At 66.6% G+C, this 22,933-nt stretch carries 22 protein-coding genes; 14 read left to right on the forward strand and 8 right to left on the reverse strand.

Annotated elements, in window-relative coordinates; genetic code table 11:
* Positions 1 to 3 precede the first annotated feature (3 nt).
* A complete protein-coding gene (gene coxB / locus ACI6S0_RS15490; protein WP_037508389.1) occupies positions 4 to 1,011 on the reverse strand; it encodes a cytochrome c oxidase subunit II in 1,008 nt (335 codons plus the stop codon).
* Between the two features lie 284 nt (positions 1,012 to 1,295).
* Here coxB and pyrE point away from each other — a divergent pair, with 284 nt between their 5' ends.
* The 6 genes from pyrE to ACI6S0_RS15520 all read left to right on the forward strand — a co-directional run bounded on the left by pyrE (position 1,296) and on the right by ACI6S0_RS15520 (position 5,479).
* The gene (gene pyrE, locus ACI6S0_RS15495; protein WP_004208611.1) at positions 1,296 to 1,877 is read left to right on the forward strand and encodes an orotate phosphoribosyltransferase; all 582 of its coding nucleotides are present in this window, start codon (positions 1,296 to 1,298) and stop codon (positions 1,875 to 1,877) included.
* Position 1,878: 1 nt separating this feature from the next.
* The gene (locus ACI6S0_RS15500) at positions 1,879 to 2,610 is read left to right on the forward strand and encodes a pyridoxine 5'-phosphate synthase (protein ID WP_125997341.1); all 732 of its coding nucleotides are present in this window, start codon (positions 1,879 to 1,881) and stop codon (positions 2,608 to 2,610) included.
* 13 nt (positions 2,611 to 2,623) lie between these two features.
* A complete protein-coding gene (gene acpS / locus ACI6S0_RS15505) occupies positions 2,624 to 3,025 on the forward strand; it encodes a holo-ACP synthase (protein ID WP_004208613.1) in 402 nt (133 codons plus the stop codon).
* Positions 3,026 to 3,060: 35 nt separating this feature from the next.
* The gene (gene lepB, locus ACI6S0_RS15510; protein WP_434403634.1) at positions 3,061 to 3,975 is read left to right on the forward strand and encodes a signal peptidase I; all 915 of its coding nucleotides are present in this window, start codon (positions 3,061 to 3,063) and stop codon (positions 3,973 to 3,975) included.
* A 28-nt stretch (positions 3,976 to 4,003) separates the two neighbouring features.
* Positions 4,004 to 5,086 carry an AI-2E family transporter gene (locus tag ACI6S0_RS15515; protein WP_010339611.1) on the forward strand — a complete coding sequence of 361 codons (1,083 nt, stop codon included), beginning with the start codon at positions 4,004 to 4,006 and terminating at the stop codon, positions 5,084 to 5,086.
* A gap of 66 nt (positions 5,087 to 5,152) precedes the next feature.
* Positions 5,153 to 5,479 carry a hypothetical protein gene (locus ACI6S0_RS15520; protein ID WP_004208616.1) on the forward strand — a complete coding sequence of 109 codons (327 nt, stop codon included), beginning with the start codon at positions 5,153 to 5,155 and terminating at the stop codon, positions 5,477 to 5,479.
* Positions 5,480 to 5,649: 170 nt separating this feature from the next.
* Here the strand turns inward: ACI6S0_RS15520 and ACI6S0_RS15525 are convergent, their stop codons facing one another.
* Together ACI6S0_RS15525 and rpsU are read right to left on the reverse strand one after the other, a co-directional pair.
* Positions 5,650 to 6,231 (reverse strand): FKBP-type peptidyl-prolyl cis-trans isomerase, encoded by a 582-nt coding sequence (locus ACI6S0_RS15525; RefSeq protein ID WP_004208617.1) that lies wholly within the window; start codon positions 6,229 to 6,231, stop codon positions 5,650 to 5,652.
* Positions 6,232 to 6,314: 83 nt separating this feature from the next.
* Entirely contained in the window at positions 6,315 to 6,521 is a 207-nt protein-coding gene (gene rpsU / locus ACI6S0_RS15530) for a 30S ribosomal protein S21 (RefSeq protein ID WP_004208618.1), read from the reverse strand.
* A 233-nt stretch (positions 6,522 to 6,754) separates the two neighbouring features.
* On the opposite strand from rpsU, the gene ACI6S0_RS15535 reads away from it, so the two are divergent.
* Entirely contained in the window at positions 6,755 to 7,513 is a 759-nt protein-coding gene (locus ACI6S0_RS15535; protein WP_434403635.1) for a class II aldolase/adducin family protein, read from the forward strand.
* 47 nt (positions 7,514 to 7,560) lie between these two features.
* On the opposite strand, the gene ACI6S0_RS15540 is transcribed toward ACI6S0_RS15535, so the two are convergent.
* Both ACI6S0_RS15540 and ACI6S0_RS15545 read right to left on the reverse strand, forming a co-directional pair.
* Complete coding sequence (locus ACI6S0_RS15540; protein ID WP_434403636.1) at positions 7,561 to 11,142, reverse strand: hydantoinase B/oxoprolinase family protein; 3,582 nt, start codon at positions 11,140 to 11,142, stop codon at positions 7,561 to 7,563.
* 46 nt (positions 11,143 to 11,188) lie between these two features.
* On the reverse strand, positions 11,189 to 11,653 hold the full coding sequence (locus ACI6S0_RS15545) for an Rrf2 family transcriptional regulator (RefSeq protein WP_004208622.1): 465 nt from the start codon (positions 11,651 to 11,653) through the stop codon (positions 11,189 to 11,191).
* A 119-nt stretch (positions 11,654 to 11,772) separates the two neighbouring features.
* On the opposite strand from ACI6S0_RS15545, the gene ACI6S0_RS15550 reads away from it, so the two are divergent.
* Complete coding sequence (locus ACI6S0_RS15550; RefSeq protein WP_434403637.1) at positions 11,773 to 12,666, forward strand: NAD(P)/FAD-dependent oxidoreductase; 894 nt, start codon at positions 11,773 to 11,775, stop codon at positions 12,664 to 12,666.
* Between the two features lie 33 nt (positions 12,667 to 12,699).
* Here the strand turns inward: ACI6S0_RS15550 and ACI6S0_RS15555 are convergent, their stop codons facing one another.
* The gene (locus ACI6S0_RS15555; protein ID WP_434403638.1) at positions 12,700 to 13,854 is read right to left on the reverse strand and encodes an FAD-dependent oxidoreductase; all 1,155 of its coding nucleotides are present in this window, start codon (positions 13,852 to 13,854) and stop codon (positions 12,700 to 12,702) included.
* 116 nt (positions 13,855 to 13,970) lie between these two features.
* Between ACI6S0_RS15555 and ACI6S0_RS15560 the strand changes: the two genes are divergently transcribed.
* The 6 genes from ACI6S0_RS15560 to ACI6S0_RS15585 all read left to right on the forward strand — a co-directional run bounded on the left by ACI6S0_RS15560 (position 13,971) and on the right by ACI6S0_RS15585 (position 20,900).
* Positions 13,971 to 15,833, forward strand: coding sequence for a CHASE3 domain-containing protein (locus ACI6S0_RS15560; RefSeq protein ID WP_434403639.1), 1,863 nt, complete (start codon positions 13,971 to 13,973; stop codon positions 15,831 to 15,833).
* A gap of 44 nt (positions 15,834 to 15,877) precedes the next feature.
* Entirely contained in the window at positions 15,878 to 17,119 is a 1,242-nt protein-coding gene (locus tag ACI6S0_RS15565) for a putative DNA modification/repair radical SAM protein (protein ID WP_434403640.1), read from the forward strand.
* Between the two features lie 82 nt (positions 17,120 to 17,201).
* On the forward strand, positions 17,202 to 17,558 hold the full coding sequence (locus ACI6S0_RS15570) for a hypothetical protein (protein ID WP_434403641.1): 357 nt from the start codon (positions 17,202 to 17,204) through the stop codon (positions 17,556 to 17,558).
* 61 nt (positions 17,559 to 17,619) lie between these two features.
* Complete coding sequence (locus tag ACI6S0_RS15575) at positions 17,620 to 18,090, forward strand: hemerythrin domain-containing protein (protein WP_434403642.1); 471 nt, start codon at positions 17,620 to 17,622, stop codon at positions 18,088 to 18,090.
* 10 nt (positions 18,091 to 18,100) lie between these two features.
* Positions 18,101 to 19,507, forward strand: a complete 1,407-nt coding sequence (locus ACI6S0_RS15580) for a UdgX family uracil-DNA binding protein (protein ID WP_434403643.1) — start codon at positions 18,101 to 18,103, stop codon at positions 19,505 to 19,507.
* Positions 19,508 to 19,574: 67 nt separating this feature from the next.
* Positions 19,575 to 20,900 (forward strand): amidohydrolase family protein, encoded by a 1,326-nt coding sequence (locus tag ACI6S0_RS15585; RefSeq protein WP_434403644.1) that lies wholly within the window; start codon positions 19,575 to 19,577, stop codon positions 20,898 to 20,900.
* 19 nt (positions 20,901 to 20,919) lie between these two features.
* Here ACI6S0_RS15585 and ACI6S0_RS15590 read toward each other — a convergent pair whose 3' ends face one another.
* A complete protein-coding gene (locus tag ACI6S0_RS15590) occupies positions 20,920 to 21,318 on the reverse strand; it encodes a DUF1489 family protein (RefSeq protein ID WP_010339600.1) in 399 nt (132 codons plus the stop codon).
* 23 nt (positions 21,319 to 21,341) lie between these two features.
* A complete protein-coding gene (mgtE, locus tag ACI6S0_RS15595) occupies positions 21,342 to 22,793 on the reverse strand; it encodes a magnesium transporter (RefSeq protein ID WP_010339599.1) in 1,452 nt (483 codons plus the stop codon).
* Positions 22,794 to 22,933: the final 140 nt, after the last annotated feature.

Consider the following 22,933-nt stretch of genomic DNA (forward strand, 5'->3'; position numbering starts at 1 on the left):
CCCTCAGATCTTCTTTTCAGCAGTAGCGGCAGCGGCTTCAGCCGTCTTCTCCGCCGCTGCGCCCTTCAGCGTGCCGCCCTGCGACTGGACCCACTGGTCGAACTGGGCCGGGGGCAGCGCCTCGATCGCGATCGGCATGAAGCCGTGGCGCGCGCCGCACAGTTCCGAACATTGGCCATAATAGACGCCCGGCTTCTCGATGGTGAAGCTCTTCTCGTTCAGGCGTCCGGGCACGGCGTCCATCTTCACCCAGAGCGAAGGCACGGCAAAGCTGTGGATCACGTCGGCGCCGGTGATGATCAGCTTGACCGGGCGGCCGACCGGCAGGACCAGGCGATTGTCGGGCGCGAGCAGATAGGGCTCGCCATTTTCCTTCGCCTTGTCCTCGGGCAGCATGTTCGACACGAATTCGGGGATGCCGTTGTCGGGATATTCATAGCCCCAATACCATTGATAGCCGGTGACCTTCACGGTCAGCGCATCCTTGGGCGCGGGCTTATACTGGTCGGCCAGCAGGCCGATCGAGGGAATCGCGATCACCAGCAGGATGAGGACCGGGACCAGCGTCCACACCACTTCGATGACGGTGTTGTGGGAGGTCTTGGACGGCACCGGATTGGCGGAGCGGCGATAGCGCACCATCACATAGAGCATCAGCAGCAGCACGAAGACCGAGATGATGGTGATGAGCGGCAGCAGCATCTTGTCGTGCAGCCAGCGCGCGGTGTGGCCGGTGGAGGTGAACTGCTCCTGCAGCGTGATCTCGCCGGGCTTGGGCATGCCAATGCCTTCGGTCGGCTTCATCCGCGGCGGCGCGGCGACCTTGGCGGCGGGCGCGGCTTCGGCCGCAGGGGCCGTCGCATTGTCGGGTGATTCGGTCGATATAGCTGCATTGTCAGCAGCGGGGGCGGCAGCGGCGACATTCTCCTGCGCCAATGCCATCGGGCTCATCACCGTTGCCGGTGCCATTGCCAGCAAGCCGGCCAGAATGAGCGATCTCACCTTTTTCATAGCCTCATCTACCCCTAACCCCTTGTTGCCGCTGCAACGGGAACGTCCACTTTCGCGTCGTGCCCGCCCGTTCGGTCTATGTGGCGGCTTATAGGCAACGAATTTTTCTGCCTCAAGTCAGTGTGGACCAGATTTTCTTCGCTGTTGCAACGCCTCCCGCTCCCGCCTATCTCGCACCTCGCGCACAGGTGCGCGATCATGGGCATGTCATGCCCGTGCGATATGGGCGGGCCGGGCGCCGTTTTTGCGCGACCTCCCGCAACGGAATAGTGGAACAGGGCGGAATGACCGACGAAGAAGTATTGGCAGAATTCCGGGCAGCAGGTGCGCTGCTCGAAGGACATTTCATCCTGTCGTCGGGCCGCCGCAGCGCCAATTACCTGCAGTGCGCCCGCGTGCTGATGAATGCCGAACGCGCCGGCAAGCTGGCCCGCGCCACCGTGCAGCAGCTGCCGCGCGAGCTGCGCCAGGAGATCGATCTGGTCGTGTCGCCCGCCATGGGCGGCCTGATCATCGGCCATGAAGTCGGCCGCGCGCTCGACAAGGATGCGGTGTTCCTGGAACGGCCCGAGGGCGTGTTCGAACTGCGCCGCGGCTTTGCCATATCGCCGGGGCAAAAAGTGCTGATGGTGGAAGACGTCGTCACCACCGGCCTGTCCTCGCGCCAGGCGATCGAGGCGGTCGAGCGCGAAGGCGGCATCGTCGTCGCCGAAGTGGCGCTGGTCGATCGTTCGGCCGGCGAAGTGGACCTGGGCGTCCCCTTCTACCCGCTCGTGAGCATCAATTTCCCGGTCTATGACGCCGATCAGCTGCCGCCCGAACTGGAAGCAGTGCCGGCGATCAAGCCCGGCAGCCGGAAGCAGTAAGATGGCCGCCGTTCCGCTGCGCCTGGGGGTCAATATCGACCATGTGGCGACGATCCGCAACGCGCGGGGCGGCGAACATCCCGATCCGGTCAAGGCCGCGCTGCTGGCGGTGAAGGCCGGCGCCAACGGCATTACCGCGCATCTGCGCGAGGATCGCCGCCATATCCGCGACGAGGATATCGCGATGCTGATGGCGGCGCTCGACGTGCCGCTGAACCTGGAAATGGCGGCGACGCAGGAAATGCTGGGCATCGCCCTCAAGCACAAGCCGCATGCCGCCTGCATCGTGCCGGAAAAGCGTGAGGAGCGCACGACCGAGGGCGGCCTCGACGCCGCCGGCCAGATCGCGGTACTGCGCCCGATCGTCGCCGCACTCACCGATGCCGGCATCCGCGTCAGCCTGTTCATCGAGGCCGACGCCGCCCAGATCGAGGCCGCGATCCAGCTCGGCGCGCCCGTGGTCGAATTCCATACCGGCGCCTATGCCCATCTGACCGGCGAGGCCCGCGCGGTCGAGCTGCGCCGCATTGCCGACGCCGCCGCGCTCGCCGCCAAGAACGGCATCGAGCCGCATGCCGGCCATGGCCTCACCTTCGACAATGTCGCGCCGATCGCCGCCATCCCGCAGATCGCCGAACTCAATATCGGCCATTTTCTGATCGGCGAGGCGATCTTCGGCGGGCTGGAAGCCAGCATCCGCGAGATGCGGCGCCAGATGGACCTGGCGCGTTGAAGGCCGCCGAAGCGTGATCATCGGCCTCGGCTCCGACCTCTGCAATATCGAGCGGATCCAGAATTCGCTCGACCGCTTCGGGGATCGGTTCGTCCAGCGCGTCTTCACCGATGTCGAACAGGCCAAGGCGGAACGCCGGCCGTTCACGAAAGCCGGCACGCTGGCCAAGCGCTTCGCCGCCAAGGAGGCCTTTTCCAAGGCGGTCGGCACCGGTTTCAAGGCCGGCGTCTTCATGAAGGATATCGGCGTCGTCAACGCACCCAGCGGCGCGCCCACGCTGGCGCTGACCGGCGGCGCGGCACAGCGGCTGGCATCGATGGTTCCGGCGGGCTACAAGCCGGTCATTCACCTGACGCTCACGGACGATCATCCATGGGCCCAGGCCTTCGTCATCATCGAGGCGCTGCCGCTTTGAGCGGGCCGCCCTCCCCATCCGAGCATAGCCCTTCCATGACGGCAGTCGACATGACCCAAACCGACCCCCTGCCCCCCGCCGCGCCCGAAACGGCAGCCGACGACAAGGAGGCAGGCACCAGCGGGGCCGGCGGCAGCGGGGTGAACTGGTGGCATGAGGTGAAGAGCATCGTGCTGCTCATCCTCGCCGTGCTGGCCTTCCACAGCTTCGTCGCCAAGCCCTTCTACATCCCGTCGGAATCGATGATGCCGGTTCTGCTGAAGGGCGACCGGCTGGTGGTGAGCAAATTCCCCTATGGCTGGTCCTATGTCAGCCCCAGCTTCCATCCGCTGCCCTTCCTGAAGGGGCGCATCCTGGGCCATCTGCCCGAGCGCGGCGACATCGTCATCGTCTCGCCCCAGAACCGGCGCGAGGATTATATCAAGCGGGTCATCGGCCTGCCCGGCGACATTGTCGAGGTGCGCGGCGGTCAGGTGATCCTGAACGGCGTGCCGGTGCCGCAGAAGGTGCTCAAGCCCCTGCGCATAGCGGTCGACGGCAACGCCCCCTGCCCGCCGATGCAGTTCCCCGGCGCGCTGGTGACCGACAAGGCGGGCAAGAGCTGGTGCGAACTGCCGGTGCGGCAGGAAGTGCTGCCCAACGGCAAGACCTATGTCACGATCGACATGGGGCCGAGCGCGCTCGACTGGTATGGCCCGGTCCGCGTGCCCGCCAACCATGTCTTCCTGATGGGCGACAATCGCGACAACAGCGCCGACAGCCGTGCCCCGCTGGAGGAAAATGGCCTGGGCGGCCCGGTGCCGTGGGAAGCGATCGGCGGCCGCGCCGAATTCATCACCTTCAGCCTGGACGGCGATTCGAGCTGGAACCCGCTCAGCTGGTTCCATGCCTTCCGTGGCGGCCGTGCCGGGAACAGCCTGCGCCCCCAGAGCGTTACCGAGGCGAAATAGTTCACAGCGATTAATGGGGGTTCCGGGTTTGAGCGACGCGCAGCAGCATATCGAGCAACCCGGCCCCAGCGAATTGCGCAGCCCGCTGGTCCAGCATGAGATCAAGCGGGCGGGCGTCTGGTTCGCGATGGCGATCGGCATCGCGCTGATCGTGCTGCTGGCCCAGCCGATCATGCTGATCCTGGGCGCGCTGGTCTTTACCACCATGATGGATGGCGGCACCCGCCTCCTGGGCCGGGTGCTGCCGATCGGCCGGGGCTGGCGGCTGACGATCGTGCTGCTCGCCGTCGTCGCCTTCCTCGCCTATACCTTCTACCTCACCGGCTCCAGCCTGGCCGCCCAGGCGCAGGCGATGCGCACCATCGTCGAGGCGCAGGTGGAGCGGGTCGGCGGCTGGATGCAGCAGCTTGGCATCACCACCACGCCCGAGGACCTCAAGGGCCTGGCCCAGCAGGCGATGAGTTCCATGGGCCGGGTCACCGCCGCCGTCGGCACCGCCGTCGGCGCGATCACCAGCGGCGTCATGATGCTGGTGCTGGCCATCTTCATCGCGGTCGAACCCAAGCTGTACGAGCGCGGCGTCGCCTGGATGCTGCCGATGGACAAGCGCGCCCATTTCTACACCGTCGCCGACAAGATGGCCTTCACCCTGCGCCGGCTGATGTTCGGCCGGCTGATCGGCATGACGGTGGAGGGCGTGGGCGTCTGGCTGCTGCTGTGGGCGGGCGGCGTGCCGATGGCGGGTCTGCTCGGCATCCTCACCGGCCTGCTCGCCTTCCTGCCCAATATCGGCGCGATCATCTCCGGCGTGCTGATCGTCCTTGTCGGTTTTTCGGGCGGCACCCATACCGGCCTCTATGCCTTTGGCGTCTACATGGCGGTGCAGATCATCGACGGCTATCTGATCGTGCCGATGGTGGCCAAGCGCGCGACCGATCTGGCCCCGGCGCTGGTGCTGGCGGCGCAGATCCTGCTGGGCGCGCTGTTCGGTATCCTCGGCCTGTTCCTGGCCGATCCGATCGTCGCGATGATCAAGGTCTATCTGGAGGAACGGTCCAAGGCTCTGGCAGGGCAGACCATCCTGAAAAGCGACGACAAAAACGGCGATTGACGAATGCGTCCCGGAACGTAACGATTGCTCCTGCGCTTCTATCCTAAAGCGAAAGGAGAGAATGGCATGACCGTGGCAATGGAGCAGCAGAAGAAGCTGCATTTCGAACTGACCAATGTCGGCATGCGGGCCCAGGCAACCGCCGCCGGCATGGTCCAGCTCTGCCGGGAACTGCATCGGGCCGGCATCCTCGACAATGACGCGCTGGAACGGATCAAGTCGGCCATCGCCGACGATATCGACATTGGCGCGCCGCGTTCGGTGTCCTGCGTCGAATATCGGCGCGACGTGAAGGCGCGACTCGACCGCTTGTTCACCGGTGAGGAAAAGATTGGCAGCGCCGAAGGCCTGGCCTTCCCGCCATCGGCCCCCGGCGACCAGGCCAGCCTCTGAGCATTTGTCCGGACTGCGCCTCTGGCGCATCCGCACCGGTGGTCGGGTGGGGGTGTGGGCCGGTGCCGCATCAAAAATGCGCCCTTTCGCGCATTTTTCAGACAGCCCTCTGACCAGCAAAGAAAAAGGGCCCGGAAACCGGGCCCTTCTCTACTCTCGGATCGTTCGGATCAGTTGCCCGGCACGCCCTGCGGAACGGCGCCCTGCGGCATGCCACCCTGCATCTGCTGCATCCGCTGCTGCATCTGCATGATTTCCGCGCGCGACTTGAAGTCGTGCAGCTGGACATCGAACACCAGCACCGAATTGGCCGGGATCGGGCCGGCGGCCTGTTCGCCATAGCCAAGCTGCGGCGGGATCCACAGGCGATACTTGCCGCCCTTCTTCATCTTCTGCAGGCCTTCGGAGAAGCCCGGCACCACGCCGTCGACCGGCATCGGCGTCTGCGGATTCTCGTCGAACACGGTGCCGTCGAGCAGCGTGCCCTTATAGCCCACCAGCGCAACGTCGGCGGTCGTCGGGCTCGGCCCGCTGCCTTCCTCCAGCACCTGGTACTGCAGGCCCGACTCGGTCGTCACCACGCCCTTGGCATGGGCGTTCTGCGTCAGGAAGGCGGCAGGCGATGCTTCCACGCCCTGCTGCCCTGCCCAGGCCAGACCACCGGCCGCCAGCGCGATCGCGGCGACACCGATCCAGAGTCGCGTCAGCGACCCCTTGGCGATAGGACGAAGGGGGACAGCCGTCGTGGACATGGGCGAACGCCTCGCAATGAAGAACGGGAAATCAGCAAAGAGTCAGGACGACCGCGAACCGGCCGTCCTGATATCGGCAGTCCTTAACGGACGCCGTCGCGCTCGGCGCGCTTGCGCTCCAGCTTGCGGGCGCGGCGGACAGCAGCCGCCTTTTCGCGCGCACGCTTTTCCGAGGGCTTCTCGTAGTGACGACGCAGCTTCATTTCGCGATACACGCCTTCACGCTGCAGCTTCTTCTTGAGCGCGCGGAGGGCCTGGTCGACATTGTTGTCGCGAACGATGATCTGCATAAGTCCGTCAATCTCCAATCGAAAACGGGCGGATCGCCAGGAAAGAAACCCTCCCGACGGGCCGACCGAATATAAAAATCCGTGAGTCGCCACAGGTCACCCTGAGGCATGTGGGGCGCGCCCTACCAGCAGAGTCGCGCAAATTCAACCCCTGCAGGGCTTTCACGCCCTTTCCCTCGACAGAATGCGTCGAGCGGAGGATAGTGGCGCCCATAATATAAAGGAGGATGGCCATGGCAAGTGCCGCCAGACAGCCCGACATGTCGCCTGCCGAATGGGAGGCGCGCCAGCAGCTCGCCGCCTGCTACCGCATCTTCGACCATTTCGGCTGGTCGGAACTGATCTACAATCATATCACCCTGCGCGTGCCCGATGAGGAAAATGCCTTCCTCATCAACCCGTTCGGCCTGCTCTACAGCGAGGTGACGGCGTCCAACCTGGTCAAGATCGACATTGACGGCCATGTGCTGGACGGCAGCCCCTATCCGGTCAATCGCGCCGGCTTCACCCAGCATAGCGTGTTCCACCGCCACCTGGCCGACGCCCATTGCATCATCCACACCCATACCACGGCGGGCATGGCCGTCAGCGCCACGCAGGAAGGGCTGCGGCCGATCAATTTCTACGCCGCCGCCTTTGCCGGGCGGATCGCCTATCATAACTTCGAAGGCGTCACGATCCGGCCGGAGGAAGGGGAAAGGCTGATCGCCAATCTGGGCGCGCGGCGGATCATGATGCTGCGCAATCATGGCACGCTGGTGATGGCCAAGAGCCTGCCCGAAGCCTTCCTGATGCAATGGATGCTCCAGCGCGCCTGCGAGATTCAGGTTGCCGCCTGCGCCGCCGGCACGCCGGTGGAGATCCCCGCCGACGTCATCGCCGTGCATCAGCGCGATCTTGCCGGCGTGCAATTGCCGGTCGGCGTCGGCGTGCCCGATTTCCAGGCGATGGTCCGCCTGATCGACCGCACCGACAGGAGCTGGCGGGACTAGCGCCCTGCCTTCCCCGCCTCTGTCCGCTTGCCGCGGACGGAGGCGGATCAGCCCTTGCCGAATCCGCCGCCGCCCGGCGTCTCGATCACGAAGACGTCGCCCGGAGCCATCTGCGCCGATCCGGTCGCGCCCAGCCTCTCGACCCGGCCATCGCCACGCTCGACCCAGTTGCGCCCCAGCCCGCCGGGTGCGCCGCCGTCGAGGCCAAAGGGCGGCACGCTGCGTCGGTTGGCCAGGATGCCGGCGGTCATATCCTCCAGGAAGCGGATGCGGCGCAGCGCGCCATTGCCGCCATGATGCGCGCCCGCGCCGCCCGATCCGGCCCGAATCGAAAATTCCTCCAGCAGCACCGGGAATCGGCTTTCCAATATTTCGGGGTCGGTAAGGCGGCTGTTGGTCATGTGGGTCTGCACCACATCGGCGCCGTCGAAATCTGGCCCGGCGCCCGATCCGCCCGAGATCGTCTCATAATATTGGTGGCGCGCATTGCCGAAGGTGAAATTGTTCATCGTCCCCTGCGCGCCCGCCATCACGCCCAGCGCACCGAACAGCGCGTCGGTGACGACCTGGCTGGTCTCGACATTGCCGGCGACCACCGCCGCGGGATAAAGCGGCCGCAGCAGCGATCCCTCCGGCACCACCAGAGTCATGGGCTTGAGGCAGCCGTCATTCATCGGCACGGCCTCGTCCACCAGCGTCCGCACGACATAGAGCAGGGCCGCGCGCGCAACCGACAGGGGTGCGTTGAAATTGCCCGGCAGCTGGTCCGACGTGCCGGTGAAATCCACCGTCGCGCCGCGCGCCGCCCGGTCGATCGTCACATTGACGACCACCTCCGCGCCATTGTCCATCGCATAGCGATAGTGCCCGTCGGACAGGCGATCGATCAGCCGGCGCACCGCCGCCTCGGCCTGATCCTGCACATGGCCCATATAGGCGGCCACGACATCGGCGCCATAATCGCCGCTGATCCGCTGCAACTCGGCCGCGCCCTTGGCGCAGGCGGCGATCTGGGCGGACAGGTCGGCGATATTCTGGTCGACATTGCGCGAGGGCCAGCAGCCCGACCCCAGCAGCGTCCGCAGATCGCCCTCCAGAAAGCGGCCCTGATCCACCACGAGGACATTGTCGAGGACGATGCCCTCTTCCTCGATGCTGCGGCTATCGGGCGGCATGGAGCCGGGCGAAATGCCGCCAATATCGGCATGATGGCCGCGCGCCGCGACATAGAAGGCGGGCACGTGCGCCGTCTGATCGACGAATACCGGCATCACCACCGTCACGTCGGGCAGGTGGGTGCCGCCATCATAGGGCGCGTTGAGCGCATAGACGTCGCCCGGCAACATGCCGCGCCCGTCGATCGCCCGGCCATCGGCGCCGATCCCGCGCCGGCGCATGACCGCGCGGATGCTTTCCCCCATGCTGCCGAGGTGAACCGGCATGTGCGGCGCATTGGCGACCAGATTGCCGGCCGCGTCGAACAGGGCGCAGGAGAAATCCAGACGCTCGCGAATATTGACCGAGGAGGCGCTGTGCTGGAGCGCGGCGCCCATTTCCTCGGCGATCGCCATGAACAGGCCGCCCATCACCTCCAGCCGGACCGGATCGACGGCGGTGCCGTCATCGGCGGCCGGCGCCGGGCGCGGCGCATGACGGGTCAGCACCAGATTGCCGATCGCATCGAGCCGCGCGCGCCAGCCCGGCTCGACCACCGTGGTCGACACCGGATCGCTGATCAGCGCCGGGCCATCGACGATGCTGTCCAGCGTCAGTCCCGCCCGGTCGAACACCGGTGCCTGCGCGCCCGCCAGCATCACCTGCGCCAGCGGCGCGGCCTTCTGGGTCGCGATGGTCGCCACCTTGCCCATATCCTCGGCGGTCGGCGCGATTGCCTCGACCCGCACCATGTCGACCAATATGGTGCCGGTGCCGCCATAGCCGAAGCGCGCCTGATATTGTGCCTCGAAATCGGCCAGCATCGCCGCCCGATCGCCCAGCATCACGTCGAACAGGCTGTCGGTGCCATCATAGCGCAGCCGCAGCACCGTCTCGCTCCGCTCCGCCTCCGGCAGGTCGGCGTACGCCTGCTCTGCCAGCTCGGCGATCGCCGCCGCCAGCGCGTCGGCGCCCGCATCGTCCAGCGGCAGTGCCAGCGTCCGCTCGCGCACCGCGCGCCGGTCGGCCAGGCCCATGCCATAGGCGGACAGGACGCCGCCCAGCGGATGGATCATCACCCGGTCCATGCCCAGCGCGTCGGCGACCAGACAGGCATGCTGCCCGCCCGCCCCGCCGAAACTCGCCAGCGTATAGCGCGCCACATCATGGCCGCGCGCGACCGAGATGCGCTTGATCGCATTGGCCATGCTGGCGACGGCGACGGCGATGAAGCCCTGCGCCGCCTCCTGCGCGCTCATCACCCGGCCGGTCTGCGCCTCCACCTGCGCACAGATGTCAGCAAAGCGCGCCTCGACCGCGTCCCGGTCCAGCGGCTGGTCCCCATTGGGGCCGAACAGGCTGGGGAAGAAATCGGGCTGCACCTTGCCCAGCATGACATTGCAGTCGGTGATGGTCAGCGGCCCGCCGCGCCGGTAGCAGGCCGGTCCCGGCACCGCGCCGGCCGATTCCGGGCCGACGCGAAAACGCCCGTCGACCACCGAACAGATGGAGCCGCCGCCCGCCGCGATGGTGTGGATGCGCATCATCGGCGCGCGCAGCCGGACGCCCGCCACCCGCGCCTCATTGTCGCGTTCATAGCTGCCGCCATAATGGGACACGTCGGTCGACGTGCCGCCCATGTCGAAACCGATCACCTCGCCAAAGCCCGCCTGCTCGGCGGTGCGGGCCAGGCCGACGATGCCGCCGGCCGGGCCGGACAATACCGCATCCTTGCCGCGGAACAGGTCGCCCCGCGTCAGCCCGCCATTGGACTGCATGAACAGCATGTCGGCATCCTCGCCCAGCGCAGCACCCAGCCCGTCGACATAGGCGCGCAGCACCGGCGAGAGATAGGCATCGGCCAGCACCGTATCGCCCCGCCCGACCAGCTTTATGAGCGGCGCGACCTCATGACTGACCGATATCTGGGTGAAGCCGATCTGTCGGGCGATGCGCGCCAGCGCCTGCTCATGGGCGGGATAACGATAGCCGTGCATCAGCACGATCGCGACCGCGCGCAGCCCGGCATCATAGCCGCGCTGCAACGCCGCCTGCGCCGCCGCCTCGTCCAGCGGCGTCAGGATGGTGCCGTCCTGCATCACCCGCTCGTCCATCTCCACGACATCGGCATGGAGCGGCGGCGGCAGGTCGATCCGCCGCGCGAACAGGTCCGGCCGGTCCTGATAACCGATGCGGATGGCGTCGCGGAATCCCTTCGTAATCGCCAGCAGCACCGGCTCGCCCTTGCGCTCCAGCAGCGCATTGGTGGCGATGGTCGTGCCGATCCGCAGCGTGCAGGGCGGGATCGGTCCGTCGCCCGCGCCGGTCAGCCGCCGGATCGCCTCGACCGCCGCGTCGGCATAGCGCTCGGGGTCGCTCGACAGCAGCTTGGCGGTGTGAAGAACCCCTTGCGGGTCGCGTGCCACCACGTCGGTAAAGGTGCCGCCGCGGTCGATCCAGAATTGCCATTGCATGCCCCGCCTGATGGCCGCGCCACAGGCGGTTGGCAAGCCGCTTGGCTCAATGGCCGGTCAGCGGCTCGATCGCACCGGTCGCCAGCAGCGCGGCATAGCGCTGGTCGAAATCCGCCGCGATCTGCGCTAGCGTCACCTGCCCCAGCCGGGCGATCAGCATCGCCTCCGCCTCCTGCATCGCTGCCGCCATGGAGGCGTTGACCGCCTGTTCGACCAGGCATTGCGGATTGGGGTCGGCCGGCCCGATCGAAAAGATGCGCGGCTCGCCCACCGCGCGATAAATGTCGAGGATGCGGATCGCATCGAGCGGCCGGGCCAGGGTCCAGCCACCGCCATGCCCCTTTTCGGAGCGGACATAGCCCGCGTCGCGCAGGCCCGCCATGGTCCGCCGCACCACCACCGGATTGGTGCGCAGCATCTGCGCCGCCAGCTCCGACGTCATCGGGCCGTCCAGCCGATCCATGTGGATCAGGATATGCAGCATTCTCGACAGGCGCGCATCCAGCTGCATCGCAGGCGTCTCCTTTCCCGCCCGCCTATCACGCAACATCAATTGTTGCAAATCAGGTTGGCCGGATTATGTAACTTATAAAGTATCGTGATTCGGCGCAGCCATTGAAAGGAAGACCCATGCATGACGTGATCGTGATCGGCGGCAGCTTTGCCGGCCAGTCGGCGGCAATGCAGCTCGCCCGCGCGCGGCAGGATGTGCTGCTGATCGATGCCGGCCTGCCGCGGAACCGCTTTGCCGACGCCGCCCATGGTTTCCTGGGCCAGGATGGCCGCACGCCCCGCGCCATCATCCGCGATGCCGAACGCCAGTTGCTCGCCTATCCCACCGCCCGGATGCTGGCTGGCGAAGTGCGCCATGCCACCCACGCCAGCGACGGCTTCGCCCTGACCCTGGCCAGTGGCGAAACCCGGCTGGCCCGGCGGCTGATATTGGCGACCGGCGTGAGCGACGAGCTGCCGCCGATCCCCGGCATGGCCGAACGCTGGGGCGAGACGGTGCTGCACTGCCCCTATTGCCATGGCTATGAAGTGCGCGACCATCCGCTGGGCATCATCGCCAACCACCCGATGTCCGCGCATCAGGCCGCGCTGATCCCCGACTGGGGGCCATCCACCTATTTCACCCAGGGCCAATATGAGCCGGACGATGCCGACCGCGCCCGGCTGGAAGCGCGCGGCGTCGCGATCGAGCGGGTGCCCGTCGTCGCGCTGATCGGCGATGCGCCCGCGCTGAGCGCCGTGCAACTGGCCGACGGCCGGACGATCGAAGTATCGGCCCTCTTCACCGCCCCCAGAACCCGGCTCAGCAGCGATGTCGCGGTCCAGCTTGGCTGCGCGCTGGAGGATGGCCCGACCGGTCCCTTCATCAGCATCGACAATTGGGGCCTGACCTCGGTGCCCGGCGTCTATGCCGCCGGCGACGCCACCTCCCCCATGCACAATGCGACCTTCGCATCTGCATCGGGCGTCAAGGCCGGGGTCGGCGCGCACCAGTCGCTGGTCTTCGCCTGACGGGCGGGGACGGAGGGCCTGGACGGCGGCGCGCTATTTCCAGAAACCGGCGAGCTTTCGCACCGATGCCTCGGCGGCGGCACGGTCGGGGGCTTCGTTGGCGTCGCCATAGCCGAACCAGTCGTCCTCCCCGACCTCCTGCACCACGATGCCGTCGCGCCGCGCCAGCATCGCCAGCTTGTCATGATAGACGCCATAGGTCGCGCCCGCCTGCGGGATCAGCCAGGCGATCTGGCCGCGCACCGGCACGATGCTCTCGTCCCGCCACAAAGCCCGCGCGCCATAGCCGGTGCAGTTGATGACCGTCTTCTGCTTCAGCCGCGTCACGTCCTGGGGTTCGTGCAATTCCATCGGCACGATCCGGCCGCCGCCGACGAGGAAATCATTGGTCAGCTGATGGGCAAGGTCGGCGACATTGAAGGTCAGCGAACTGCTGCGCCGGGCCCGCTCGGTGCGGAAGGGATGGGTGCCCGGCGCCAGCTCGACCGATCGCGGCATGATGTCGTGCAGCCGGTCTTCCAGACGGATGAAGCGATCGGGTCGTTCGGGCGTCACCCTCTCGACGGCGGGCGCCACGGCCGGACCGTCCGACAGCATGTAACGGTCGGTCCATTCCACCGGATCGCCCGGCAGGCCGAGCAGCCCCTGATAGAAAGCGAAGGATCGCCGCGCCATCGCCTCCCAGCGATCGCCAAAGCCGGCATCGACGCCGCCCTCCATCGCGATCCGGGAATCGGGCGACCAGGTGCCGGTCGCCCGCGCCGATCGCACGTCGGGAAATTGCTCCTTGGCATAGATGGTCACCTTCGCCCCGGCACGCTGGGCGGTGAGCGCGGTGGTGAGGCCGATCGCGCCGGCGCCGATCACGGCAATATCCGTCATCCCCTCCGCCAGCGCCATGCCGACCGCGATCTCGGCCGATCCCCAGGACAGCGACCAGCCGCTGCCGCCATGGCCATAATGATGGACGACCCGCTTGCGCCCGACTTCTTCCACCGCGATGCGCGGCCCGGCGGCGCGGAAGGGCCGCAGGCAGACGGTGATGCGGAAGATGCGGTCGGGCGTCGCGCGGATCGGCTCCAGCCCGGCCAGCGGATCGAACAGGCTGGCCGCTTCGGCCCCCGCCGCCAGCGACAGGGCGCCCAGCCCGCCCAGGCCCCGCGCCAGAAAATCGCGTCTGTCCATCATCCCGCCCCCTATCTGCCGACCGGTTCAACGAAGTGCCCGGACATAACCGCAACGACCCGTCGCATGACAGACACAATCGGGTTGCCCCACCGTTGTTAATTGCCCATTAAGACCAGATGAATGCGCTCCGCCCCGAACGATCCATCGTCGTTCTGCTGCTCGCGCTTGCCACCGTCATCGTTGCGGTAGGCGGCACCATCTGGCTCTATCGCAGCCAGCAAGCCGAGATCGGCTGGGTCAACCACACGCTGCGCGTCGAAAACCGCCTGTCGGTGATCCTGTCGCGGGTGCAGGCCGCCGAAAGCGCCCAGCGCGGCTATATGCTGACCCGGCAGGATCCCTTTCTGGGGCCGTTCGACACGTTCAAGGCGGACTGGCCGCGCGAGATCGCGCAATTGCGCGCCGACGTGCAGGACAATGCGGATCAGGCTGCAGCCGTCGATGCGCTGGGGCGGATGCTCGACCAGCGACTGACCCTGCTGGAGGGCGGCATCGAACTGCGCCGGCGCGGCCTGCCGGTCGATCCCAACGCCTTCGCCCCCGGCCTGATGGCGATGGCGACGATTCACTCCCATATCGCCGGGATGAAGGCGCGCGAGGAGCAACTGCTGCGCCTGCGCAGTGCCGAGGCCAACCGCCTGACCACCATGGTGACGGCCAGCCTGGCGGTCAGCGGCGCGCTGGTCATCATCCTGGGCCTGCTGGCGCTGCGCAACGCCCGCCGCCGCATGGTGGAGGCGATCGCCGCCAAGCGCGCACTCGCCGACGCCAATGACCGGCTGGTCAGCGAAGCGGAACAGCGCACGGCGATGGAGGCGCAGGTCCGCCAATTGCAGAAGATGGAATCGATCGGCCAGCTGACCGGCGGCATCGCCCATGACTTCAACAATATGCTCGCGGTCGTCATCGGCTCGCTCGACATGGCGCGGCGGCGCCTGCCGGCCGACATCGATCGGCGCATCAGCAACGGCCTCGACAATGCGACCGAGGGCGCGCAGCGCGCCGCGCAACTGACCGCGCGGCTGCTCGCCTTCTCGCGCCAGCAGCCGCTGGCGCCGCAATCGACCGACGTGAACAAGCTGGTGGGCGGCATGTCGGACATGCTGCGCCGGACGATCGGCGAGCGGGTGCGGGTGGAAAGCGTGCTGGCCGGCGGCCTGTGGCGGGCCAGCATCGATCCCGGCCAGCTGGAAGCGGCGATCCTGAACCTTTGTGTCAATGGCCGCGACGCCATGCCCGATGGCGGCCGGCTGACGGTCGAAACCGGCAATGCCTATCTCGACGATGCCTATGCCGCCGCCCATGCGGAGGTGATCCCCGGCCAATATGTGCTGGTGTCGGTCAGCGACAGCGGCACCGGCATGACGCCCGACGTGGTCGAGCGCGCCTTCGACCCCTTCTTCACCACCAAGGGCGTGGGCAAGGGCACGGGCCTGGGCCTCAGCCAGGTGTTCGGCTTCGTCCGCCAGTCGCACGGCCATGTGAAAATCTATTCCGAACCCGGTCAGGGCAGCACGATCAAAATCTATCTGCCCCGCCATTATGGCGTGCCGGTCGCCGATCCGGTGGCGCCCGCCATCGCCCTCGACCTGCCCCGTGCCCAGGGGGACGAGATCATCCTGGTGGTCGAGGATGAGGACCGGGTGCGCCACATGTCGGTCGATTCCCTGCGCGAACTGGGCTACACCATCGTCCAGGCGGCCGATGGCGAACAAGCGCTGGCGATGCTGGCGATCGAACCGCGGGTCGACCTGCTCTTCACCGACATCGTCATGCCCGGCATCAACGGCCGCATCCTGGCCGACCGCGCCCGTGCCGACCGGCCGGAGCTGCGCGTCCTCTACACCACCGGCTATACCCGCAACGCCATCGTCCATAACGGCATGCTCGATCCCGGCGTCGCCTTCCTGGCCAAGCCCTTCACCATGGACCAGCTCGCCGGCAAGGTGCGCCAGGTGCTGGACGAGGAGCCGGCCTGATCTGGATTATGGACAAGCCGAGATCAGGAACGTAACATGAACATATGTCCGCCCTGTCCACCCGTGAAAAGCTCGAAATGCTCGCCGATGCCGCCAAATATGACGCGTCCTGCGCCTCGTCGGGCACGACCAAGCGGGATTCGCGCGACGGCAAGGGAATAGGCTCGACCGAGGGCATGGGCATTTGCCATGCCTATGCGCCCGACGGCCGCTGCATCTCGCTGCTGAAAATCCTGCTGACCAACAGCTGCATCTTCGACTGCCATTATTGCATCAACCGCCGGTCGAGCGATGTCCGCCGCGCCCGCTTCACCGCGCGCGAAGTGGTCGACCTCACGCTCAGCTTCTACCGCCGCAACTATATTGAGGGGCTGTTCCTCTCCTCCGGCATCATCCGCTCGTCCGACTATACGATGGAGCAGATGGTCGAGGTCGCCCGCAGCCTGCGCGAGGATCATGATTTTCGCGGCTATATCCATCTGAAGACCATTCCCGACGCCGATCCGGAGCTGCTGCATCAGGCCGGCCTCCATGCCGATCGGCTGTCGATCAATGTCGAGCTGCCGACCGAACCCGGCCTCAAGCGGCTGGCGCCGGAAAAGGACGGCCGCCGGATCGAGGGCGCGATGGCGCAGATGCGCAGCCAGATGGACGATATGGGCGACGCCCGCCGCAAATATCGCCATGCCCCGCGCTTTGCCCCGGCGGGCCAGTCGACCCAGATGATCGTCGGTGCCGATGCCGCCGACGATCGCGCCATCATCAAGCGGGCGAGCAGCCTTTATGACCGGCACCGGCTGCGCCGCGTCTATTACAGCGCCTTCTCCCCCATCCCCTCGCCCAGCAGCGTGCTGCCGCTCAAGCGCCCGCCGCTGATGCGCGAACATCGGCTCTATCAGTCGGACTGGATGATGCGCTTCTACGGCTATTCCGCGGCCGAGGTCGCCGCCGCCGCCGACCGGGACAGTGGATGCCTGCCGCTCGACATCGATCCCAAGCTCGCCTGGGCCTTGCAGCATCGCGCCAGCTTCCCGGTCGACGTCAACCATGCGCCGCGCGAAATGCTGCTGCGGGTGCCGGGGCTGGGGGTGAAGGCGGTCGACCGTATCCTGGCTAGTCGCCGCCATCGCCGGCTGCGGCTGGAAGATGTCGCGCGCCTGACCACGTCGATCGTCAAGCTGCGCCCCTTCCTGATCGCCGCCGACTGGCGCCCGGTGCAACTGGCCGACCGAGTCGATCTGTCCGCACAATTGCGGCGTCCCACCGCCCAGCTCGAACTTTTTTAAGGGGAGCCGAGGCAATTTTGCGGTTGATCGCAAGCACGGTTCATGAAACTCTTGTAACACGATCAGCAAGGGGATCGGGACTTTGGCGACACTTTTCGACAATCAGGCCATGGAGCGGCAGGGCGCAGACTTTGCCAAGCGCATCAGCACGCATCTTGCGGCCGCCCTTGTCGTCTTCTGCCTGCTTCAGATCTTCATCGTCGCCAAGATGGGCGGCTCGCTGGTCCTGCACCTTGGCGTCATCATCGCGATCGGCGGTTTCGCCATCGCCGCCCGTGCGCTCGAACATCGCTGGCAGATGCTGGATCATAGCGGCCTGTCCCATGCCGGCCTGCGCCTGCGCTTCCGCCGCGACCTGCTCCAGCTCTGGGGCACCAGCCTGCTGGGCGCGCTGCTCTGGGTGCCGGTCGCGATCATCTTCCACGCGCTGTTCGGCTAAGCGCCGGACCCTTTTTACTGGGCCATCGTTTTCCCCTTCATCGCATGAAGGAGGATTGCCCATGGCCAAGGCCAGCATTTTCGATCGCCTGAAACAGGATCATGATGCCCATCGCCAGCTGTTCGACAAGATGGCGGAGGCGACGCGCGAAAAGGATGACGACCGGCTGGAAAAGCTGTTCGACCAGTTCAAGGTCGAGGTAACGGCCCATGCCGCCGCCGAGGAAGAGACGCTCTACGCCACCATGCTCGCCCAGCCCGACCTGCGCGAGGATGCGCAGCACAGCGTGTCCGAACATAAGGAAATCGACGATTTCCTGGAGGAGCTGGACGGCCTGAAATTCAACGGCGATGCCTGGCGCCGCACCTTCGACCAGCTGAAGAAGCGCTACCTCCACCATATCGAGGAGGAAGAGGAAGAGATGTTCCCCGACGCCGCGAAGGAACTGAGCGCCGCCGAGGAGGACAAGCTCGCGAAGCTGTTCGCGCGCCGCAAGCCCGCCGAACTGGCCCGTGCCGAGGCGGAGGACTGACCGGACGGCCATGCATCGGGTGACGCTGGCAGGGCCGGATGATTTTGAGGGCTGGCGCGATGCGGCCCGCGCGCTGGCCCTGGCCGCCATTCCCGCCGACGCCATTCTCTGGGACGTTGCGGGCAGCGCCGCGCCAGACCTGTTCGGCAGCGACGCAACACCCCTGCCCCCGGCTCCGGTGGATGCGGCCTTCTCCGTGCCGCGCGCCTTTGTCGAACTGGCGCAAAGCGCGATCCTCCATCGCGACCCCGCCCGCTTCGCCCTGCTCTACAGCCTGTTGCTGGTGGTGCGAGCGGTGCCCGGCCGGATGGAGGATCGCGCCGATCCGCTGCTGCGCCGGGTCGAGGATCTGGCCAAGGCGGTGCGGCGCGATATCCACAAGATGCGGGCCTTCGTCCGCTTCCGTGAACTGGATGAAGGCGACGGCCCGCGCTTCATCGCCTGGTTCGAGCCGGACCATCATATCGTCCGCGCCAATGCCGGCTTCTTCACCTGCCGCTTCGCCTCGATGCGCTGGTCGATCCTGACGCCGGAGGTCAGCATCCATTGGAATGGCGACATATTGACCGAAGGCCCCGGCGCGCGGCGCGGCGACGCCCCGGCCGAAGATCCGGTCGAAGATGTGTGGAAGGGCTATTATGCCGCCATCTTCAACCCGGCCCGGCTGAAGACCGGAGCAATGCTGTCGGAAATGCCGCGCAAATATTGGCGCAATCTGCCCGAAGCTGCCCTTATCCCCGATCTGGTCGCCGGCGCCCAGGCGCGCGAGGCGGCGATGATCGCCACTGCGCCACGCCCGGCCGCTCGCTCCGGCAATAGCCGCGCCGCCTGGCAGGTGTTGCGAAACGAAGCGATGGCCTGCACCCGCTGCCCGCTGCACGGGCCGGCCACGCAGACCGTGTTCGGCGAAGGTCCGCTCGACGCATCTTTGCTCTTCATCGGCGAACAGCCGGGCGATCAGGAAGATCTGGCCGGCCGCCCCTTTGTCGGCCCCGCCGGGCAATTGTTCGACGCAGCGCTGGCGGAGGCCGGCGTGGATCGGGCACGCGCCTATGTCACCAACGCCGTCAAGCATTTCAAATATGAACAGCGCGGCAAGCGCCGCCTGCACCAGACGCCCGACGTGCCCGAGATCAAGGCCTGCCGCTGGTGGCTGGAGCAGGAACTGGACCTGATCCGCCCGCGCATCATCGTCGCCCTGGGCGCCACCGCCGCCCGTGCCCTGCTGGGCAAGCCGGTGACGATCAGCCAGATGCGCGGCCGCCCGATCCCGCTCGACGACGGCGTCGAAGCCTGGATCACCGTCCATCCCAGCTACCTGCTGCGCCTGCCCGACCCCGATCGCCAGGCGCAGGAACAGGCCCGCTTCGTCGCCGATCTGCGGATGGTCGGCGAACGGCTCCATGCCCGGACCTGATATAAATGCGTTGACGGCCGGCCCGCTGCGCGCGACGCTGCCGCTATCAAATTAAACAGGGGGTTACATGATCTGGGGGAAGGCAGCGGCGCTGGCCGCATGCAGCATGGCGGCGCTGGCCGCGGTGTCGGCGCCGGCCGCAATGGCCAAGGATGTCGTGGTCCATGCCGGACGGATGATCGACGGCACCGGCGCCGCCGCGCGCGAGAAAGTGTCGATCCTGATCCATGACGATCGCATCGCCGCGATCCAGTCGGGATTCGTCACGCCCGCCGGTGCGGAGGTGATCGACCTGTCGGCCAAGACCGTGCTGCCCGGCCTGATCGACACACATGACCATATCACCGCCGGCTGGCATGCCGGCGACCCGATCCGCAACGCGGTGACGCGCAGCGCCTATGAGGACGCGATCGAGGCGACCGGCTTCGTGCGCAACACGCTGCTCGCCGGCTTCACCTCGGTCCGCGACTGCGGCGCCGACACCCAGGTGATCGTCGCGCTGAAGAAATCGATCGACGGCGCCGTCATCCCCGGCCCGCGCCTGTGGGTGGCCGGCACGCCGCTCGGCCCGACCGGCGGCCATGGCGACGCGGTCAACGGCCTGCGCGTCGAATTTGCCGACATTCCCCACATCAGCGACAATGTGATCGACAGCCCGGAAGCCGCCCGCATCGCCGTGCGCCGGCTCAAGCGCGAGGGCGCCGACCTCATCAAGATCATGCCATCGGGCGGGGTCATGTCGATCGGCGATGATCCCAAGCATCAGCTGATGACCGACGAGGAGATCAAGGCGGTGATCGATACCGCCCATAGTCTGGGCATGAAGGTCGCGGCCCATGCCCATGGCAAGGAAGCGATCGACCACACGATCGCGCTGGGCGTCGATTCGATCGAACATGGTTCCTATGCCGACGCCGGCAGCTACAAGATCTTCAAGCAATATGGCGCCTATCTGGTGCCGACCATGCTGGTGGGCGAGCGCGTCTATCAGCGCGCCAGGGAACATCCCGAACAGCTCAATCCCTCGACCGCCGAAAAGGCGCTGGTGATCGGCCCGCTGCTGCAGAAGAATCTGCGTGACGCCTATGCCGCCGGGGTCAAGATCGCCTTTGGCACCGACACGTTCGGCCTGTCCGACCATGGCGAAAATGCGCAGGAATTCGCGCTGATGGTGCGGGCGGGCATGCCGGCGATGGAGGCGATAAAGGCCGCCACCGCCAATGCCGCCGACCTGCTGGGCAGCGCCGATGTCGGCACGCTGCAGGCCGGCCGCTATGCCGACCTGATCGCGGTCGACGGCGATCCGCTGGCCGATGTCCGCCAGCTCGAAAAGGTCGGCTTCGTCATGAAGGGCGGCGCCGTGGTCAAGGCCGACGGCAAGCCGATGATCTGATCGAGCGCTGGGGCTGGCGTCAGACCAGCCCCAGCCGCGCCAGTTCGTTCAGCATGGCGGGCGGCATCGCTTCCAGATCGTCCGCCTCGCCCCCGCCCAGATCGGGCGGCGCATCCTTGTCCTCCAGATAGCGCCAGCCCTGATGCGCGCGCTTGGGCGCCGTCCGCACCGGAATCAGCCGCGGCGCCAGCCGGATCCAGTAGCGCCCCTGCCCGGTCTCCTGAAATCCCAGGATCGGACTGCGGCCGACCAGCGCATGGCCGTGAATCCAGTAGAGCGATCCGCCCTCCATCTCCTCCAGCCGCTTGGGCAGGTAACGGGTGGTCAGGCGCGCCTCGTCCGCATGGCTTTCCAGCCAGGCCTTGAGGGTCGCGGGGCTTTCGCTCTGAAAGGCGATCTTGGTCAGGTGCAGCGGCATTGGCGTCTAGATGGGACGGCGGTTCAGCCGGTCAATCCCGCCGCCGTCGCCAGCCCCAGAAAAGCGAAGAAGCCCATCGAATCCGTGATCATGGTGACGAAGATGGAGGATGCCACCGCCGGGTCGAGGTTCATCCGGTCGAACGCCAGCGGCACCGCCGCGCCCGCCAGCCCGGCCGTCACGATATTGGTCATCATCGCCGCGGCTATCACGCCGCCCAGCGCGACATTGTGGAACACCAGCCCCACGCCCAGCCCCAGCACCAGCGCCACGGTGCAGCCGTTGAGCAGCGCCACGCGTATTTCGCGCAAGATGGTGCGGCGGGCGTTCGACCCGGTAATCTGGTTGGTGGCCAGCGCGCGCACCGTCACCGCCATGGTCTGGCTGCCGGCATTGCCGCCCACGCCCGCGACGATCGGCATCAGCGTGGCGAGCGCCACCATCTTCTCGATCGTATTCTCGAAAATGCCGATGATGGTCGACGCCACCAGCGCCGTCAGCAAATTGGTCAGCAGCCAGCGCACGCGCGCGCGATAGCTGTCCATCACCGGCTCGTTGATGTCGCCTTCGCCGGCACCCGACAGGCGAAGAATATCCTCGCCCGCTTCCTCGGAAATGATGTGGACGATGTCGTCGACCGTGATCATGCCGACCAGCCGGCCGCTGCCATCGACCACCGCGGCGGAAATCAGCGCATATTTCTGGAAGCGCAGCGCCACTTCTTCCTGGTCCATGTCGACCGGGATCAGCGTCTGCTCGCGCTTCATCAGGTCGGCCATGGCGATGCCGCGCGGACAGGTCAGCACCCAGCTCAGCTGACAGGTGCCGATCGGCTTATGCCCTTCATCGACAACGAAGATTTCCCAGAAATCGCGGGTCAGGTCGCCATTGTCGCGCAGATAGTCGATCACCTGGCCGACCGTCATATGCTCGGGCACCGCGACCAGGTCGCGCTGCATCATGCGGCCGGCGGATTCTTCGGGATAGGACAGCGCGGACTCGATCGCGGCGCGATCCTCCGGCTCCATCGCCTCCAGCACCGCCTGCTGGTCGGCCTCCTCCATGTCCTCGATGATCGCGACGGCGTCGTCGGTATCGAGTTCGGAGGCGAATTCGGCGACCTGTTCGGGCGCCAGCGCGCCGATCAGGTCGTCGCGCACATAATCATTGAGTTCGGACAGAACCTCCGCGCCGACCAGATCGCCCAGCGCGGCGGCCACTTCGCCACGCTGCTCGGCGGGCGTCAGTTCCAGAAGGTCGGCGATGTCGGCGGGGTGCAGCGGCGAAACCAGTTCGCGCGCATGGTCGATATCGCCCTCGTCCACCGCATCCAGCACGGCGGACAGGAATTCGGGCTTCAGCCGGTCATCCTCGTCCAGGCTCGACTCGGCCTGCTCCATACCGGCCGAGATCAGACTCTCGTCAGCAAGTTCCTCGTGCGGCCGCGGCTCGGCCAAATCGCCACGTTCGGTCATGGCGCGCGCAACTGTCCGGTTCCTGTAACATTTCGATGCTTTCGCCGATGCACAATATAATTGCAATGGGGTTGGACGCGCTTTGGCAACAGATGGGACAGGCTTTGCCAAACAGCCGCTTCCATCCCCATCCCAAGCCT

The organism is Sphingobium sp. DN12, assembly GCF_051058005.1.
GTDB lineage: Bacteria > Pseudomonadota > Alphaproteobacteria > Sphingomonadales > Sphingomonadaceae > Sphingobium > Sphingobium yanoikuyae.